The 16868-nt window shown below is 66.3% G+C and carries 14 protein-coding genes and 1 pseudogene; 14 read left to right on the plus strand and 1 reads right to left on the minus strand.

All coding sequences use genetic code 11. The annotated features are described in order from the left end of the window. Positions 1 to 26: 26 nt before the first annotated feature. The 7 genes from HUW43_RS01195 (at position 27) to HUW43_RS01225 (ending at position 7662) form a co-directional block, all read left to right on the plus strand. Entirely contained in the window at positions 27 to 848 is an 822-nt protein-coding gene (locus HUW43_RS01195; protein ID WP_276203603.1) for a MauE/DoxX family redox-associated membrane protein, read from the plus strand. Between the two features lie 103 nt (positions 849 to 951). Further along, positions 952 to 1314 (plus strand): hypothetical protein, encoded by a 363-nt coding sequence (locus HUW43_RS01200; RefSeq protein WP_058455287.1) that lies wholly within the window; start codon positions 952 to 954, stop codon positions 1312 to 1314. 8 nt (positions 1315 to 1322) lie between these two features. Further along, positions 1323 to 1646: a hypothetical protein gene (locus HUW43_RS01205; RefSeq protein ID WP_223181177.1), complete on the plus strand. Its 324-nt coding sequence runs from the start codon at positions 1323 to 1325 to the stop codon at positions 1644 to 1646. A gap of 64 nt (positions 1647 to 1710) precedes the next feature. Next, positions 1711 to 2940 (plus strand): TolC family protein, encoded by a 1230-nt coding sequence (locus HUW43_RS01210; protein ID WP_188235735.1) that lies wholly within the window; start codon positions 1711 to 1713, stop codon positions 2938 to 2940. Continuing rightward, complete coding sequence (locus HUW43_RS01215) at positions 2937 to 4166, plus strand: efflux RND transporter periplasmic adaptor subunit (protein WP_058455289.1); 1230 nt, start codon at positions 2937 to 2939, stop codon at positions 4164 to 4166. The genes HUW43_RS01210 and HUW43_RS01215 overlap by 4 nt, the downstream gene beginning before the upstream one ends. Further along, positions 4163 to 7297: an efflux RND transporter permease subunit gene (locus HUW43_RS01220; RefSeq protein ID WP_058455290.1), complete on the plus strand. Its 3135-nt coding sequence runs from the start codon at positions 4163 to 4165 to the stop codon at positions 7295 to 7297. The genes HUW43_RS01215 and HUW43_RS01220 overlap by 4 nt, the downstream gene beginning before the upstream one ends. Further along, a complete protein-coding gene (locus tag HUW43_RS01225; RefSeq protein WP_011542714.1) occupies positions 7294 to 7662 on the plus strand; it encodes a copper-binding protein in 369 nt (122 codons plus the stop codon). Before HUW43_RS01220 ends, HUW43_RS01225 begins: the two co-directional genes overlap by 4 nt. A gap of 85 nt (positions 7663 to 7747) precedes the next feature. Here the strand turns inward: HUW43_RS01225 and HUW43_RS01230 are convergent, their stop codons facing one another. Continuing rightward, the gene (locus HUW43_RS01230) at positions 7748 to 8170 is read right to left on the minus strand and encodes a MerR family transcriptional regulator (protein WP_011542715.1); all 423 of its coding nucleotides are present in this window, start codon (positions 8168 to 8170) and stop codon (positions 7748 to 7750) included. A 104-nt stretch (positions 8171 to 8274) separates the two neighbouring features. On the opposite strand from HUW43_RS01230, the gene HUW43_RS01235 reads away from it, so the two are divergent. The 7 genes and pseudogenes from HUW43_RS01235 to HUW43_RS01265 form a co-directional block, all read left to right on the plus strand. Then, entirely contained in the window at positions 8275 to 8937 is a 663-nt protein-coding gene (locus tag HUW43_RS01235; RefSeq protein ID WP_041383325.1) for a cation transporter, read from the plus strand. 62 nt (positions 8938 to 8999) lie between these two features. Then, positions 9000 to 9371, plus strand: coding sequence for a DUF3703 domain-containing protein (locus HUW43_RS01240; protein ID WP_011542717.1), 372 nt, complete (start codon positions 9000 to 9002; stop codon positions 9369 to 9371). A gap of 20 nt (positions 9372 to 9391) precedes the next feature. Continuing rightward, positions 9392 to 9700 carry a hypothetical protein gene (locus tag HUW43_RS01245; RefSeq protein ID WP_041383326.1) on the plus strand — a complete coding sequence of 103 codons (309 nt, stop codon included), beginning with the start codon at positions 9392 to 9394 and terminating at the stop codon, positions 9698 to 9700. Positions 9701 to 9759: 59 nt separating this feature from the next. Continuing rightward, on the plus strand, positions 9760 to 11031 hold the full coding sequence (locus HUW43_RS01250; RefSeq protein ID WP_011542719.1) for a TolC family protein: 1272 nt from the start codon (positions 9760 to 9762) through the stop codon (positions 11029 to 11031). Positions 11032 to 11035: 4 nt separating this feature from the next. After that, on the plus strand, positions 11036 to 12184 hold the full coding sequence (locus HUW43_RS01255; RefSeq protein WP_011542720.1) for an efflux RND transporter periplasmic adaptor subunit: 1149 nt from the start codon (positions 11036 to 11038) through the stop codon (positions 12182 to 12184). Between the two features lie 3 nt (positions 12185 to 12187). Next, complete coding sequence (locus HUW43_RS01260) at positions 12188 to 15415, plus strand: efflux RND transporter permease subunit (RefSeq protein WP_011542721.1); 3228 nt, start codon at positions 12188 to 12190, stop codon at positions 15413 to 15415. Between the two features lie 755 nt (positions 15416 to 16170). Further along, positions 16171 to 16868, plus strand: a pseudogene (locus HUW43_RS01265) (helix-turn-helix domain-containing protein); the annotation flags it as partial.

Raw genomic sequence — 16868 nt, forward strand, 5'->3', positions numbered from 1 at the left:
GATCGGGAATCAAGAAAGGCGAATCGATGAATATGCAGGTTCAGCGCGCGAACGAAAGCGCGCCAGCGCACACTGGTGCGGCGGTTTCGGGCAAGCCGCGGGCGACCATCTATCGCATGGTGATGGAGCAGCATATCTGCCCCTATGGCCTGAAGGCGCTGCATCTGTTGCGCAGCCGCGGCTATGACGTCGAGGATGTCTGGCTGACGACCCGCGAGGAAACCGACGCCTTCAAGGCGAAACATGGCGTCGCGACGACGCCGCAGACCTTCATCGAAGGCGAGCGGATCGGCGGTCTTGACGATCTGAGGCGCCATCTCGGTCTGAAAGTCCGCGATCCTAAGGCGCTTACCTATAAGCCCGTCATCGCGCTCTTCTCTATCACCGCGCTGATGGCGCTGGCCGCCAGCCAAGCGGTGTCGGGCACGCCCTTCACAATCCGTGCCGCCGAATGGTTTATCGGGTTCAGCATGGCGTTGCTTGCCTTCCTCAAGCTCCGCGACATCGAGAGCTTCTCGAGCATGTTCCTGAACTATGACCTGCTCGCCAAGCGGTGGGTGCCCTACGCCACCATCTATCCGTTCGCCGAGGCGCTCGCGGGCATCCTGATGATTTCCGGCGCGCTGAGCTGGATTTCGATCCCGGTCGCGCTCTTCATAGGGAGCATCGGCGCCGTCTCTGTCTTCAAGGCGGTCTATATCGACAAGCGCGAACTTAAATGCGCCTGCGTCGGCGGCGACAGCAATGTGCCGCTGGGCTTCATATCGCTGACCGAGAATCTGATGATGATCGCCATGGCGCTGTGGATGCTGCTCGCGCCCGCTGCCATGACGATGGGCCATAATTAACCGGGCCCGGTGTAACCGTGAGGGGACCGCCGGCGAACAGGTCGGCGGGATCTTCCTCCAGTTTCGAATTGACGCCAAGTTTGACAAGGATCATGCTTTTACCGTGAAACGCTGGCTCACCTTCCTGCTTCTTGTCGGAGCCGTCCTCGGCCTCCTGGCACAGGAAGCCGCGTTCGCCTCCGCGCCGGCGATCCCGGCAGCCGCAACTACGACTACCGCGGCGATGAGCGACGAATGCGCCGAGATGATGGGAATCGACAAGTCCCAAGATAGCGCACCCTGCAAGGGCCTGACCCTCGATTGCATCGCCAAGATGGGCTGCGCGCTGCCGCTGGCGGTCGCGGCGCCCGCCGCCTCGCTGGAGGCGGCCGCCTATCGGCCGGCGCCGGTAGACGCGCGGCCTGCCGTTCGCTTGACGGGCCGAATCGTCGGTCCCGAGCCCGAACCGCCTCTATTCCGCGGCTGAAACGCGCGATGCGCGCCGGTCTCCCCGGCGCGTGTCTCCCAGCTTTTCAACCGAGGAATTTCACCATGAAGACGATTTTTGTCGTTGCCGCGCTCGCGGCCGCAACCCTTGCCGCTCCCGTGTCCGCGCAGGACGCGAGCGGCGGTCATTATGAATGGCAGACCCGCCAGGTGCCGGGACCGAACAAGTCCAATATCAACCCGCGCGTTCGCGTGTGGGTCAAAGACGCATCAATGAATATGGCGGCCTGCGACTGCACCATGATGAAGACCGACGCAGCGGGCTGCATGCACGACATGCCCGGACATCGCATGTCGCCCTCCAAGGGCTGACGGCTTCCGTCCCCCGGCCGACGTGCCGGGGGACATTTCCGCCTGACTCGAAAGAGGGGGACATATGCGCATATATCTTGCGGCAGTTTTGCTTATCCCGACGCCCGCGGCGCTACATGCCGAGCCGATGACGCTCGATACGGCGCTCGACCGCGCGGCATCAGAGGCGCCCGAATTGCAGGGTCGCGAAGCCGGCATCGATGCTGCCCAATCGGCGGCGATCGCCGCCGACCGGCTGCCCGACCCGAAACTCAATATCGTCCTGCAGGATTTCCCGGTGACCGGGCCCGACGCGGGCCGGTTCAATCGCGACGACTTCACGATGCAGGTCGTCGGCGTCAGCCAGGAGTTCCCGAACCCCGCCAAGCGCCGCGCGCGCGCAACGCGTGCGCAGGCCGACATCGGAATCGCCCGCGCCGACGAGGCGGTCACCGCGCAGGATATCAGGCTCGCGACCGCGCTTGCCTGGGTCGACCTTTACTACGCCAAGAAGCGTCTCAAGGAACTCGACCTGCTCGATTCTGGTCTTGAAGACCTTCAAGCGACGGTGACCGCGCGGCTGGCCAGCGGCGCTGCGCGCCCGGCACAGGCGCTTGAACCCGATCAGCTTCGCGCCGCGATCAATGATCGCCGCAGCGCACTCGCCGCCGAGATTGCCCGCGCCCGCGCGCAGCTCGCGCGCTTTACCGGCGACGCAGCCGCCGACACGCTGGGAGACTTGCCGCCGCAAATGATCGACGAGCAAGGATTGCGCTCCGGAATCGACGCCCTGCCAAGGCTGCGCGCGCTCGATGCCCGCGCCCTCGCCGCCGATGCCGAGACCGGTCTCGCCCGCGCAGACAAGCGCCCCGACTGGAGCGTCAACGCGGCCTATGGGCGGCGCGAGCCCAATTTTGGCGACCTCGTCACGGTTGGCGTCACCGTAGATCTGCCCTTCTTCTCGAAAAGGCGGCAGGATCCCAAGATCGCCGCGCGCGCCAGCGAGGCGACGCGCGCCCGGCTCGACCGTGAGGCCGCCAAGCGCGACATCGCGGCGGGGCTCGACGCCGATCTCGCCGATCACCGCATGCATCATGAACAACTCGCCAATGCGCGCACGCGGCTCGTGCCGCTCGCGAAGAAGCGCGCCGAGCTCGATCTCGCCAGCTACGCCGCCGGAAAGCTCGATCTCGGGACCGCACTCCTGTCGACACTCGCGCTCGCCGAGGCCGAAGTCGATGCGCTCGCTCGCGAAGCCGAGGTCGCGCGCGACGCGATCCGGATCAACACTATTTATGGGGAGGCAGGTCGATGACCGATGCAACATCAGCGGCGCGTTGGCGCGCCGGAATATTGGCCGCGGTGCTGATCGCGGGCGGCAGCGGTTACTGGCTGGGACAGAGCGGTCAGAGCGATGCGCCAAGCGAAGCGGCAGGCAGCGGCGGGCGCAAGATCCTCTATTATTATGATCCGATGTTCCCGAACCAGAAATTCGACAAGCCCGGCAAGTCGCCCTTCATGGACATGCAGCTCGAGCCCAAATATGCCGACGAGGGCAGCGGCGCGGCACCGGGCGTGTCGGTCGATCCTGCCGCGCGGCAGAGCCTCGGCATAAGGGTGGTCGTGGCCGAAATGGGCAGCCTCGCGGCGACCTTCGACGTCAACGGCAGCATCGATTTCAACCAGCGCGACGTCACGATCGTCCAGGCGCGCTCGGGCGGATTCGTCGAGCGCGTCTATCGCCTCGCGCCCGGCGACGTCATCGGCGCCGGCACGCCGATCGCCGACCTGCAATTGCCCGAATGGGGCGGCGCGCAGACCGAATATCTGAGCGTCAAGAAACTCGGACGTCCCGACCTCACTGCGGCGGCGCGGCAGCGGCTGCGGTTGATGGGCATGCCCGAAGGCGTGATTGTCGAAGTCGACCGGACCGGACGCACCGGCGGCCGGATGACCGTCCGCGCGCCGATCGGCGGCGTAGTCCAGACGCTGGGCGCGCGTGCGGGCGTGACGCTTGCCGCGGGGCAGACGCTCGCCGAAATCTCGGGGCTCGGCACGGTGTGGCTCAACGCCGCGCTCCCCGAAGCGCAGGCGGGACTCGTACAGGTCGGCCAGCGCGCGACCGCGACGCTCACCGCCTTTCCCGGCGAAGCATTCACCGGCAGGATCATTGCGATCCTGCCCACTGCATCGGCCGACAGCCGGACGCTGACGGTGCGCGTCGAACTCGCCAATCGCGGCGGGCGTCTCCGCCCCGGCATGTTCGCGGTGGTGGCGCTCGGGGGCGATGCCAAACCGGCGCTGCTGGTGCCGAGCGAAGCGGTGATCCGCACCGGCACGCGCAGCATCGTGATGCTCGAGAAGGGCGACGGGCGCTACCATCCCGCCGAAGTGATCACTGGACGCGAAGGTGGTGGCAAGACCGAGATATTGCAGGGGCTCGCTCCCGGCGAAAAGGTCGTCGCGTCGGGCCAGTTCCTGCTCGATTCCGAGGCGAGCCTGACCGGCCTCACCGTCCGTCCGCTGGAGCCCGCGCAATGATCGCGAAGATCATTCGCGCTTCGGTCGCGGCGCGCGGGCTCGTCGTCGCGGCGGCGCTGATCCTGACCCTGCTCGGGATCGCCGCGGTGCGCACGACGCCGGTCGATGCCCTGCCCGATCTCTCCGACGTCCAGGTCATCATCCGCACCACCTATGCGGGTCAGGCGCCGCGGATCGTCGAGGATCAGGTCACCTATCCGATCACGACGACAATGCTCTCGGTGCCCGGCGCGCGCGTCGTGCGCGGCTACAGCTTCGTCGGCGACAGCTTCGTCTATGTGCTCTTCGACGACGGCACCGATCCCTATTGGGCGCGCAGCCGCGTGCTCGAATATCTGAGCCAGGTGCAGAGCCGGCTCCCCGACGGCGCGCGGGCGAGCCTCGGCCCCGACGCGACCGGGGTCGGGTGGATCTATGAATATGCGCTCGTCGACAAGAGCGGCCGCCACGATCTTGCCGAGCTCCGCAGCCTCCAGGACTGGTTCCTGCGCTTCGAACTGAAGTCAGTGCCGGGCGTCGCCGAGGTCGCGAGCATCGGCGGCATGGTGCGCCAATATCAGATCATCGTCGATCCGCAGAAGCTTGCCGCCTTCGGCGTGACCGCAACCGACGTGGCAGACGCCCTCAAGCGCGCAAACCAGGAAAGCGGCGGCGGCAGCCTCGAACTCGCCGAGGCCGAATATATCGTGCGCGCGGGCGGCTATCTGAAATCGCTCGACGATTTCCGCAGCGTCCCGATCCGCACCGCCGGCGGCGGCATCCCGGTGACGGTCGGCGATGTTGCGACGGTCCAGATCGGCCCCGACACGCGGCGCGGCATCGCCGAACTCAATGGCGAGGGCGAGGTCGCGGGCGGCGTGATCGTCATGCGCGAGGGCAAGAATGCCCGCGAGGTCATCGACGGCGTGCGCGCCAAGCTCGCCGAGCTCAAGCGCAGCCTGCCGCCGGGGGTCGAGATCGTCACCACCTACGACCGTTCGGGGCTGATCGATCGTGCGGTCGACAATCTCACCTCGAAGCTCGTCGAAGAATTCATCATCGTCGGGCTCGTCTGCGCGCTGTTCCTGTGGCACGCCCGGTCGGCGCTGGTCGCCATCCTGACCCTGCCGCTCGGCATCCTCATCGCCTTCATCGTCATGCGGCTGCAGGGGCTCAACGCCAATATCCTGTCGCTCGGCGGCATCGCGATCGCGGTCGGCGCGATGGTCGATGCGGCGGTGGTGATGATCGAAAATGCCCACAAGCATCTCGAACATTGGGAGCGCGATCATCCGGGCGAGGAATTGAAGGGCGCCGAGCGCTGGCGCGTCATCACCGATGCCGCCGCCGAGGTCGGCCCGGCGCTGTTCCTCAGCCTTCTCATTATCACCTTCTCCTTCTTGCCGATCTTCACGCTCGAAGGCCAGGAAGGGCGGCTCTTCGCGCCGCTCGCCTTCACCAAGACCTATGCGATGGCGGCCGCTGCGATCCTCTCGATCACGCTCATCCCGGTGCTGATGGGCTGGCTGATCCGCGGAAAGATCCCGGCCGAACAGGCCAATCCGGTCAACCGCTGGCTGACCCGCGCCTATCGCCCGGCACTCGACTGGGTGCTCGAACGGCCGAAAAAGGCGCTCCTCATCGCCGGCCTCGTCTTCGCCACCAGCCTCTGGCCGATGACCCAGATCGGCGGCGAGTTCATGCCGCAGATGCATGAGGGCGATCTCCTCTACATGCCCTCAGCGCTTCCCGGCATCTCAGCAGCGCGGGCGTCGAGCCTGCTCCAGCAGACCGATCGGCTGATCAAGACGGTGCCAGAGGTCGAAAGCGTGTTCGGCAAGGCGGGCCGCGCCGACAGCGCCACCGACCCCGCGCCGCTCGAGATGTTCGAGACGACGATCCGCTTCAAGCCGAAGGACCAGTGGCGCCCCGGCATGACCGAGGAGAAATTGATCGAGGAGCTCGACGCGCGGGTCCGGGTCCCTGGGCTCGCCAATTTCTGGATCCCGCCGATCCGCAACCGCATCGACATGCTCGCGACCGGGATCAAAAGCCCGGTCGGCATCAAGGTCGCGGGCTCGGATCTTGCCGAGATCGACCGCACCGCGAAGCGCATCGAGGGCGTAGTCAGGACCGTCCCCGGCGTCGCCTCGGCGCTGGCCGAGCGCCTGACTGGCGGCCGTTATATCGACGTCGACATCGATCGCGCCGCCGCGGGGCGCTATGGTCTCAACGTCGCCGACGTGCAGGCGATCGTCGCGGGCGCGATCGGCGGCGAGACGATCGGCCAGACGGTCGAGGGGCTCGCGCGCTATCCGATCAGCGTCCGCTATCCACGCGAGATGCGCGACAGCATCGGCGAGCTCGCGGCCCTTCCGATCCTGACGCCGTCGCGCCAGCAGATCACGCTCGGGACGGTGGCGAGCGTCAAGGTCAGCGACGGGCCGCCGATGCTGCGCAGCGAGAATGGCCGCCCGGTGACCTGGATCTATGTCGACAGCCGCGGCCGCGATTTGCAGGGTCTGGTGCACGACATCCAGCGGGCGATCGCGCGCGATGTCGAGCTGCCCCCCGGCGTCAGCATCTCCTACACCGGGCAGTTCGAGTTCCTCGTTCGTGCGACCGAGCGGATGAAGGTGGTCGTGCCGGTCACGCTCGCGATCATCTTCATCCTGCTCTACCTCACCTTCCGCCGCTGGGACGAGGCGCTGCTCATCATGGCGACCTTGCCCTTTGCACTCACCGGCGGGCTCTGGCTGCTCTATCTGCTCGGTTACAACCAGTCGGTCGCGAGCGCGGTCGGGTTCATCGCGCTCGCCGGCGTCGCCGCCGAGTTCGGGGTCGTCATGCTCATCTACCTCAAGCATGCGCTCGCCGATCGCGGCGATGGCGACATATTGGCCGCGGTTCGCGAGGGCGCGCTGCTTCGCGTCCGGCCGAAGGCGATGACCGTCGCGGTGATCCTCGCGGGCCTGTTCCCGATCCTCGTCGGGACCGGCACCGGCTCCGAAGTGATGAGCCGCATCGCCGCGCCGATGATCGGCGGCATGCTGACCGCGCCGCTGCTCTCGATGCTCATCATTCCCGCCGCCTATCTGCTGATGCGCAGGCGCGCGGCCCATCCCGTTCAACCCGAAGGAGAAATGACATGAAGAATTTGACCGCCATCGCACTGGGCATCGCGCTCAGCGCAGGACTTGCCGGCTGCGGCAAGCAGGGCGAAGCGCCGAAGACCGAAGAAAAGGCCGCGATGGCCGATGACGCCGGAACCATGGCGATGCCCGCCGAAACCAAACATGGCAAGGGCACGGCGACCGTGACCGCAATCGATAGCGCGAAGGGACAGGTCACGCTCGATCATGGCGCGATCGCCGAACTCGAATGGCCGCCGATGACGATGGGCTTCGCCGCAAAGCCCGAGCTGCTGAAGGACATCAAGGTCGGCGACAAGGTCGCGTTCGAGCTCGACTGGAACGGTAAGGCCGGGACGATCACCAAGCTCGACAAGGCGCCATAATATCCGCCGGCGCGCGCGGCGAAGCCAGTCGTCGCGCGCGCCAGCCCCTTCCTTCCCCGAACCCGGATGCGTCCGGTCGGATCGATCAATCGGTCTGGAGCGCGAGTTCGGTGCCCGCGATCGCCTCGATCACCCGGCATTCGGCGGCCCGGCCGCCCTCGCAGGAGGTCGCGACCTCGGTCAGCGCCGAGCGCAAGGTTTCGAGCCGCGCGATGCGGATGCCGATATCGGCAAGATGCGCGCGCGCGATCGCCGCAGCCTCGCCGCAATCGCGGTCGGGCTGATCCGAAAGCGCCAGCAGCGAGCGGATTTCGGGGATCGAAAAACCGAGCTGCCGGCCGTGGCGGACGAAGGCGAGCCGCCGAAGGTCGGCCGCATCATAGCTTCGCCGTCCCGAAGCGGTGCGCAGGGCTTCGGGCAGCAGCCCGATCTCTTCATAGAAGCGGATGGTGTTGACCTTGGTCCCGGTCTCCCGGGCAAGGTCGCCGATCGCGAGCCGCTTGGTCATATTATGCTTGATCCTCCAGTGACTGGAGGATGTATAGGCGGTCCTCGTCCGAAGTTGAAGGCGGCAAAGCGAAGAGCGCGCCACCACCATGGAGTGAAGACGCGATGGCGGAGGGATCCGAGAACGGCGACGGCTGCGGCTGCACGGGAGACCCGGTGCGCGCGGAAAAGGACCCGGCCTATCGCCGTGCTCTTTGGATCGTGGTTATCCTAAATCTCGGCTTCGGCGCTATCGAGATCGTCGGCGGATTCATCGCCAACAGCCAGGCGCTGAAGGCCGACTCGCTCGACTTCATCGGCGACGGCACCATCACGCTGGCCGGCCTCGTCGCGATCGGCTGGACGGCGCTCGCCCGCACCCGCATCGCTCTTGCCCAAGGCCTGTTCCTGCTGACGCTCGGGCTCGGCGTCATCGGCGTCGCGCTGTGGCGCGCCCTGACAGCGGTTCCGCCCGAAGCCGAGCTCATGGGCGGCATCGGCTTCGTTGCACTGCTCGTCAATCTCACCTCGGCGGCGGTCCTCTCGCGGTTTCGCGAAGGCGACGCCAATGTCCGCGCTGTTTGGCTGTTCAGCCGCAATGACGCGGTCGCCAATGTCGCGGTAATCATCGCTGCGGGTCTCGTCGCATGGACCGGCCAGGCCTGGCCCGACCTTGCAGTGGCCGCCATCATTGCAGCGCTCTTCCTGCATTCGGCCTATGAAATTCTTCGCAGCGCGCGGACCGAGCTGCGCCAACTGTCGGAACAAGGGATTCGTGGTCAGGCTTGACCCTGTAGTTGCTACAGGGTGCATAAGGCCGGCGAATCGACGCAAAGGGAAATGTCGCGAGCATGCTGGATCGACGTCAAGCTGCCGGCCTGATCGCCGCCGAGATGACGCATTACCGGGCCGCGCGGCGGGCCGGCGATTATCCCGCGGCCTGGCGCGCGCTCGAGCGCGCGCACATCGTTGCGCAGCCCTTCTTCGGCATTCACCTGTCGTCGCATGGCCACATGCTCGGTTTCGCGATGGCGCTCGGCGACTGGCGCGAAGCGGCGGGGCAGATTTTCCGGCTGGCCCTCGTCCCTCTGGGATCGCTGACGGGCCGGATCCCGGCAGGCAATAGTGGGCGGGCGCGGGTCAGCGCGTTCCAACCCATGGCGATTCCATCCGATCTGGCCGCCGCGATGTCACGCCGCGACAAACAGATGACGGGTCGATAGGGGGCTTTATGGCTGGTGCGATGATGCGACTGCTGGTGATTGTGGGCGTGCTGCTTTGCACCCTGCAATTCTGTGAGCCCGCGTCCGCGCATATTGCCGATCAAGGCACCGCCTATTCGCTGGACAGGGACGGCGGCAAGCAAGTGCCGGGCGAACCGGCAAAGAAATTCGCCCATAGCGGCCATCATCATTGCCCCATGGCGCCGGACCAGCATCAGACGGTCAGCGAAGCCCCGCTGGCCCCGGCGCGTGGGCCACTATTTGCCGCGCCGGTCGTGCAGCGACCATCGCGCGTCCTGCCGCCCCTTCTCGACCCGCCCCTCGCCTGACGTCTTGACGCGCTCGCGCATTCGCGCGGCGATCTATCGGCTCAATCGAGGATGGAATTATGTACAGGATCGTTGTTGCCCTCGTGGCAGCCACATCGTGCGTTGCGATAGCGCAGGCACAGGAGGTCGGCACCGAAAGCCGGCAGATATCAGGACCGCTCCTGACGCTCGACGAGGCGGTTGCGCTCGCGGGCGGCAGCGCGCCCGCGGCGGAAGCCGCAGCGGCGGACGTTGATGCCGCAAGCGCAGCCCGCCGAGTCGCGGGGCTGCGCCCCAACCCAGCGCTTTCGGTCGAAGTCGAGAATTTCGTCGGCACCGGGCCCTATAATGGCGTCAATGGCGCCGATATCACGGCAAGCGTCGCGATCCCGCTCGAACTCGGCGGCAAGCGGCAGGCCCGGATCGCGGTTGCCGATGCGGCGGCGCACCGCGCGCAAATCGCGCAGGCGATTGCGCAGGCCGATATCCGGTTCCAGGTCACCGAACTCTATATCCAGGCCTCGGCCGCCGAAGTGCGTGTCGCGATTGCCGAGGACCAATATCGTATCGCCGGCGACACGGCGCGCGCCGCGACCATAAGAGTGCAAGCGGGGCGCGCCTCGCCGCTCGAACAAGAACGCGCCGAAGTCGCGCGCCTGACCGCCGAAACCGAGGCCGAGAAAGCGCGCCGCCTCGCCGATGCCGCGCGCGCCAGTCTCGCGCGCCGCATTGGCCGCCCGGTCACCGGCCCGCTCGATGTCGCGGTACTCGGCGGCCCCGGAAGCGGCACCATGGGTCCGCCCCGCCCTGTATCGGCGGCTGGCACGCTCGCGCTGGCGGCGGCCGATGCCGACCTCGCCACCGCGGATGCCGGCGTCGAACTGGCGCGTTCGCAGCGCGTGCCCGATCTTACCGTCGGGCCGGGCGTTCGCCGGCTCGAAGCCACCAACGATGTCGCTGCGGTGTTCAGCGTCTCGGTGCCGCTGCCGCTGTTCAACAACGGACGCGCCGCGGTCGACCAGGCGAATGCCGAACGGCGGCGTGCCGACGCGCAGCGCCGCGTCACCGCGCTCGATATCGAGCAGAAGATCAGCGACGCCGAAGTCGAGGCTGCCAATGCGGCCGCGGCGGCGCGCGTCGCGAGCGGCCCCGCTCTGTCCTCGGCCATGGAAGCCGCGCGCATTGCGCGCATCGGCTACCGCGAGGGCAAGTTCGGACAGCTCGAACTGCTCGATGCCGAACGGACGCTGACCGAGATGCGCTCCGCGTCGATCGAAGCCCTCGCCTCCTATCAACTCGCCAAGGCCCGGTTGGAACGCCTGACGGCTCCCGCGCCGCTCGAAGGAAATTGACCCGATGACTATCACTATCAACCGAAAGCTGCTGCTCGCCGCGACGCTGCCGCTGTTCCTCGCCGCCTGCGGTGGCGGCGAGACCGCCAAACCCGCCGACGAGCATGGCGAGGAAGAGGCCGGCCATGCCGACGAGGGCAAGATCACCCTCACCAACGAGCAGATCAAGATCGCGGGGATCGCGCTCGGCAGCCCGACCATCGGCAGCGCCGGCGCGCTGCAATTGCCCGCAACGATCGAAGGCGATCCGCAAGGAACGCAGGCCGTGTCGGCCGCGATCGGCGGGCGGATCGTCGCGCTCAACCGCAATCTCGGACAGAGCGTCGGCCGTGGGCAGACGCTTGCGATTGTCGAGAGCCGCGAGGCCGCGCAGCTCCAGGGCGAGGTGCAGGCCACGCGTGCCCGATTAGCGCTTGCCAACTCCAATCTCGCACGCGAGGAGCGGCTGTTCGCACAGCGCGTGTCGCCCGAGCAGGATGTGATTGCGGCACGCACGGCCGCGACCGAAGCCAGGATCGCCTATCAACTCGCGCAGCAGCAGGTATCCGCCGCAGGGGGCGGCGGCGGCCAGCTCAACCGGATTGCCATTACCGCGCCGATTTCGGGCCAGGTAATCGCGCGCAGCGTGGTGCTCGGTCAGACGGTTCCCGCCGATGCAGAACTCTATCGCATCGCCAACCTCTCGAGCGTTTCGCTCTCGCTGAACCTCCAGCCCGCCGACGCCGGTCGTATCCGGCCCGGCGCCGTCGTCTCGGTGAGCGCGCCTGGACGCCAGGCGACCGGCAAGATCAGCTTCGTCTCGCCCGCGCTCGATCCGGCCACGAAGCTCGTGCCCGCAATCGCGATCCTCGACAATCGCGCCGGCCAATGGCGCGTCGGCGAAGCCGTGACCGCCTCGGTCGCGCTGGCTGCGAGCGGCGGCGTCGGCTCGATCAGCGTTCCCGCGACCGCGATCCAGACCGTCGAGGGCAAGAGCGTCGTGTTCGTGCGTACCAAGGACGGGTTCGAGGCTGTCCCCGTGGTGCTCGGCGACCGCGCGGGAGCCAATGTCATCGTCCGCTCCGGGCTCAAGGGCACCGAGCAGATCGCCATCACCAACAGCTTTTCGCTCAAGGCCGAGATCGGCAAGGGCGAAGCAGGCGATGAGGACTAAGCCATGATCGCTCGTATCGTTACCTGGGCGGTCGAAAAGCGCTGGCTTGTCGTCCTGCTCACCGCCATCGCCGCCATAATCGGGGCGACAGCATTGTCGCGCCTGCCGATCGACGCGGTTCCCGACATCACCAACAACCAGATCCAGATCAACGTCCGCGCCCCCGCGCTCTCGCCCGAACTCGTCGAGAAGCAGGTCGCCTTCCCGATCGAGACCGCGCTCGCGGGGATCCCCGGCCTCGATCACACAAGGTCGCTGAGCCGCAACGGCTTCGCGCAGGTCACCGCGGTCTTCGACGATTCGACCGACATTTATTTCGCGCGCCAGCAGGTCGGCGAACGCCTCAACGAGGCAACCGAGAATATACCCGACGGGGTTCGCCCGGAGATGGGGCCGATCGCGACGGGTCTCGGCGACGTCTATATGTGGACGGTCCGCCTCGCGCACCGCAAAGACGATGCGCACAAGGCCGGCGAGCCCGGCCTCCAGCCTGACGGCAGCTATGTGACCCCCGAAGGCGAACGGCTCGTCACCGAGGCCGACAAGTCGACCTATCTTCGCACGACGCAGGACTGGATCGTCACGCCGCTCGTCCGGACGGTTCCCGGCGTCGCGGGCGTCGATGCGATCGGCGGCTATTCGAAGCAGTATCTGGTCGTTCCCGACGTGCAGCGCCTCGCCGCGCTCGACCTCAGCCTCACCGAGCTCGCCGAAGCCCTCGAACGCAACAATAGTGCGGTCGGCGGCGGCGTCGTCGAGCGCAATGGCGAAGGGCTCGCCGTTCGTTCGGACGCGTTGGTCCGCGACACCGCCGAGCTGGCACGCACCGTCGTCGCAACGCGCGCGGGCGTTCCGATCACGCTCGACCAGGTGGCGACGGTCCGCACCGGACAGGCGGTTCGCATGGGTTCAGCCTCTGAAAATGGCACCGAAGTCGTCGTCGGCACCGCGGTCATGCGCATCGGCGAGAACAGCCGGACGGTCGCGACCGCGGTCGCAGACCGGCTGAAGGAGGTAAACGCCTCGCTGCCGCCCGATGTCGTTATCGAGCCGGCGCTCGATCGTACCAAGCTCGTCAATTCGACGATCTGGACGGTCGGCAAGAACCTGACCGAGGGTGCGCTGCTCGTCATTGTCGTGCTTTTCCTGCTGCTCGGCAATTTCCGCGCAGCGCTGATCGCGGCGCTCGTCATCCCGATCACGATGCTGCTCACCAGCTTCGGCATGCTGCGCGCCGGCGTCTCGGCGAACCTGATGAGCCTCGGCGCACTCGACTTCGGCCTCATCGTCGATGGCGCCGTCATCATCGTCGAGAATGCGCTGCGGCGCATGGCCGACCTCCAGCATCGCCACGGCCGCATCCTGACCGTCCAGGAACGTCTCGCGACCGTTGCATCGGCCGCGCGCGAGATGGTGCGACCGTCTGTCTACGGGCAGGCGATCATCATCCTCGTCTATGTGCCCTTGCTCACCTTGAGCGGGGTCGAGGGCAAGACCTTCATCCCGATGGCGCTGACCGTGATCATCGCGCTCGCTTTCGCCTTCATCCTCTCGCTCACATTCGTCCCCGCCGCGATCGCGATCTGGCTTTCGAAGCGGGTCGAAGAAAAAGAGGGCCGCATCATGGCGTGGCTGAAGCAACGCTACGAGCCGGGTCTCGACCGCGCGATTAGCAAGCCCAAGATCACCCTCGGCGCGGGCATCGGGGGGTTCGTCATCGCGATCCTCGCCTTCTTCTCACTCGGCCAGGTCTTCCTGCCGCAGCTCGACGAGGGAGATCTCCTGATCCAGGCGTTTCGCGTGCCCTCGACGTCCGTCGAACAGAGCCAGGCCATGCAAGTGCCGATCGAGCGGATGCTCGCAAGGCAGCCCGAGGTCGCGATCGTCTTCTCGAAGACCGGCACGGCGGACCTCGCGTCCGATCCGATGCCGCCCAACGCGACCGACAATTTCGTGATCCTCAAGCCTCGCAAAGAATGGCCCGACCCAAGCCTCCCCAAGGCCGAACTCGTCGAGCGGCTGGAGAAGGAACTGAACAAGATCCCGGGCAATGCCTATGAGATCACTCAGCCGATCCAGATGCGCTTCAACGAGCTGATTGCGGGCGTGCGCGGTGACATTGCGATCAAGGTCTATGGCGACGACTTCGACGCGATGAACGCGACCGCGCAGCAAGTCGCCGCAATCTTGCGGAAGACCGAAGGCGCGAGCGACGTGCGCGTCGAAGAAACCGAAGGTCTCTCGATGCTCGACATTCGGGCGAACCGCGACGCGATGGCGCGGCTCGGCGTCAGCGCGCGTGACGTGCAGGATGTCGTCACCGCAACGATCGGCGGCCGCGAGGCCGGCACGATCTTCGAAGGCGACCGGCGCTTCCCGATCGTCATCCGGCTGTCCGACGCGCAGCGCGCTGACCTGTCGGTGCTCGAACAGGTACAGGTCCCGGTGGCGGGCGGCGCCTTCGTGCCGCTTGCGAGCGTCGCCGATATCCGTATCGTCGAGGGACCGAACCAGATCAGCCGCGAAAACGGGAAGAGGCGCGTCGTCGTCCAGGCCAACGTCCGCGGCCGCGCGATCTCCGACGTCGTGGCCGACGCCAAGGCCGGCATCGCTAAGGATGTTCGCCTCCCCGCCGGCAGCTACCTTGAATGGGGCGGCCAGTTCGAGAATCTCGCCTCCGCACGCGACCGGCTTCAGCTCGTCGTCCCGGCCTGCTTCATCCTGATCCTGCTGCTGCTCTATGGCGCGCTTCGATCGTCGCGCGATGCGGCGATCGTGTTCACCGGGGTTCCGCTGGCACTGATCGGCGGCGTGCTAGCACTGTTCCTGCGCGGGATGGACTTCTCCATCTCGGCAGCAGTCGGGTTCATCGCGCTCTCGGGTATCGCGGTGCTCAACGGCCTCGTGATGGTGTCGTCGATCCAGGAACTGATGCGCTCGGGCATGGCGCGGGCCGAAGCCGCAAGGCAAGGCGCGCTCATGCGCCTTCGCCCCGTCGTGATGACCGCGCTCGTCGCCAGCCTCGGGTTCGTGCCGATGGCGCTCGCGACCGGCGCGGGCGCCGAAGTGCAGAAGCCGCTCGCGACGGTGGTGATTGGGGGACTGATCTCGGCGACCCTGCTCACGCTCTTCGTACTTCCGACCCTCTATGCCCGCTATGGCAGCCGGGAAGCCGACCTGCGGGAAGATCATTTGCAGTACGACGACAGCCTATCTGCGAGCACCCCCTAATGATCAGCACGACAAGACGCGCGGCACGCAAGGCTGCGGTTCTGTTGAACCGGCGGGCGACCATGCTGCTCGCTGGCGCCCGGGCGCCGATTCTCGACGACTTCGTGAACAGGTTGCCACATTGCCCGGCGATTCACATCGTAAGGGATCAGAATTCTAAAAATCTGGATCCAGGTCCAGCCCGGAACGGATGAGGTGCTCGTCACCGGAAGCGCCCAACGAGCCGGGACGAGCAGAGTCGTAAACCGCGGGCATCTTCACGCTTCCGCCGACATCGTCGGTGGAAGCGAGTCGATCATCGCAGACGCGCGCTAGACCTGTCCGATTTCCCCGTGCGTTAGATATTCCGCCCGGTTCGGCGTATCTATACCGATTTGAACATCTATCTGCTCCGCAACCGCTTGGCTGGAGTGGGTGGAAATCGCTGCCGGAGAACATGACAACGTCCTCTTCCGCCTCGGCCGGGCAGCCGTTTCCGAAGGGGTCACGCCGTTGGCGTTCCACTCCAGCAATTTTGACGCAACCCAGCCGATCGGAGGGACCGACTCATTCTACTGCGCGCTTGGGCCCCGATCCGGTAGTTGCAGCACGCTAAGCGCCAATCCTTTCCTAGACACACCCGTCGGCTCGCCGTCATCATATTACGTCCTTATTACGCGAGACGAAATGCGGCTCGACGTAACGCGGCATATTACGCCGCCTTTTGGCGTAAGTGGCTGGAATTACTAGGAAAACTGGAGCGGGCGAAGGGATTCGAACCCTCGATCGCCGAGCTATGCCGCAAGGAAGGCATTGCCCAGAGCCTGTATTACACCTGGTCGAAGGAGTTCATGGAAGCTGGCAAGCGCCGCCTGGCCGGCGACACCGCCCGTGCCGCGACCACCGGAGAGGTCCAGGACCTGCGCCGCGAAGCCCGGGCCCTGAAGGAATGCGTGGCCGATCTGACACTGGAAAACCGTCTGCTCAAAAAAAGCATGGTCGCGGATGGGGGCAACGACGAATGAGATATCCCGCATCCGAGAAGCTCGAGATCATCAGAACCGTCGAGCAGTCGCACCTGTCGGCCAAGCGCACGCTGGACCAACTCGGCATCCCTCGTCGGACATTCTACCGCTGGTATGATCGCTACCTCGAAGGCGGGCCGGAGGCGTTGGAAGATCGGCCATCGGCGCCGAGCCGGGTGTGGAACCGCATCCCGGCGGGCATCCACGACCAGATCATCGAGCTGGCGCTGGAACAGTCTGAGCTGAGCCCCCGGGAACTGGCCGTGCGCTTCACCGAAGGGCAGCGCTACTTCGTGTCGGAATCCACGGTTTACCGCCTGTTGAAGGCCCACGACCTGATCACCAGCCCGGCCTATGTCGTGATCAAGGCTGCCGATCAGTTCCACACGAAAACCACGCGGCCGAACGAGATGTGGCAGACCGACTTCACCTACTTCAAGATCATCGGG

The sequence above is a fragment of the Sphingopyxis sp. LK2115 genome (assembly GCF_014595975.1).
Lineage (GTDB): Bacteria > Pseudomonadota > Alphaproteobacteria > Sphingomonadales > Sphingomonadaceae > Sphingopyxis.

Excerpts from the sequence above, each read along its gene's own strand:
- HUW43_RS01240 (WP_011542717.1), top strand. The coding sequence starts at position 9,000 with ATGCTGGATCGACGTCAAGCTGCCGGCCTGATCGCCGCCGAGATGACG.
- HUW43_RS01235 (WP_041383325.1), top strand. The coding sequence starts at position 8,275 with ATGGCGGAGGGATCCGAGAACGGCGACGGCTGCGGCTGCACGGGAGAC.
- HUW43_RS01210 (WP_188235735.1), top strand. The coding sequence starts at position 1,711 with ATGCGCATATATCTTGCGGCAGTTTTGCTTATCCCGACGCCCGCGGCG.
- HUW43_RS01215 (WP_058455289.1), top strand. The coding sequence starts at position 2,937 with ATGACCGATGCAACATCAGCGGCGCGTTGGCGCGCCGGAATATTGGCC.
- HUW43_RS01230 (WP_011542715.1), bottom strand. The coding sequence starts at position 8,170 with ATGACCAAGCGGCTCGCGATCGGCGACCTTGCCCGGGAGACCGGGACC.
- HUW43_RS01255 (WP_011542720.1), top strand. The coding sequence starts at position 11,036 with ATGACTATCACTATCAACCGAAAGCTGCTGCTCGCCGCGACGCTGCCG.
- HUW43_RS01205 (WP_223181177.1), top strand. The coding sequence starts at position 1,323 with ATGCGCGCCGGTCTCCCCGGCGCGTGTCTCCCAGCTTTTCAACCGAGG.
- HUW43_RS01245 (WP_041383326.1), top strand. The coding sequence starts at position 9,392 with ATGATGCGACTGCTGGTGATTGTGGGCGTGCTGCTTTGCACCCTGCAA.
- HUW43_RS01220 (WP_058455290.1), top strand. The coding sequence starts at position 4,163 with ATGATCGCGAAGATCATTCGCGCTTCGGTCGCGGCGCGCGGGCTCGTC.
- HUW43_RS01260 (WP_011542721.1), top strand. The coding sequence starts at position 12,188 with ATGATCGCTCGTATCGTTACCTGGGCGGTCGAAAAGCGCTGGCTTGTC.
- HUW43_RS01195 (WP_276203603.1), top strand. The coding sequence starts at position 27 with ATGAATATGCAGGTTCAGCGCGCGAACGAAAGCGCGCCAGCGCACACT.
- HUW43_RS01225 (WP_011542714.1), top strand. The coding sequence starts at position 7,294 with ATGAAGAATTTGACCGCCATCGCACTGGGCATCGCGCTCAGCGCAGGA.
- HUW43_RS01250 (WP_011542719.1), top strand. The coding sequence starts at position 9,760 with ATGTACAGGATCGTTGTTGCCCTCGTGGCAGCCACATCGTGCGTTGCG.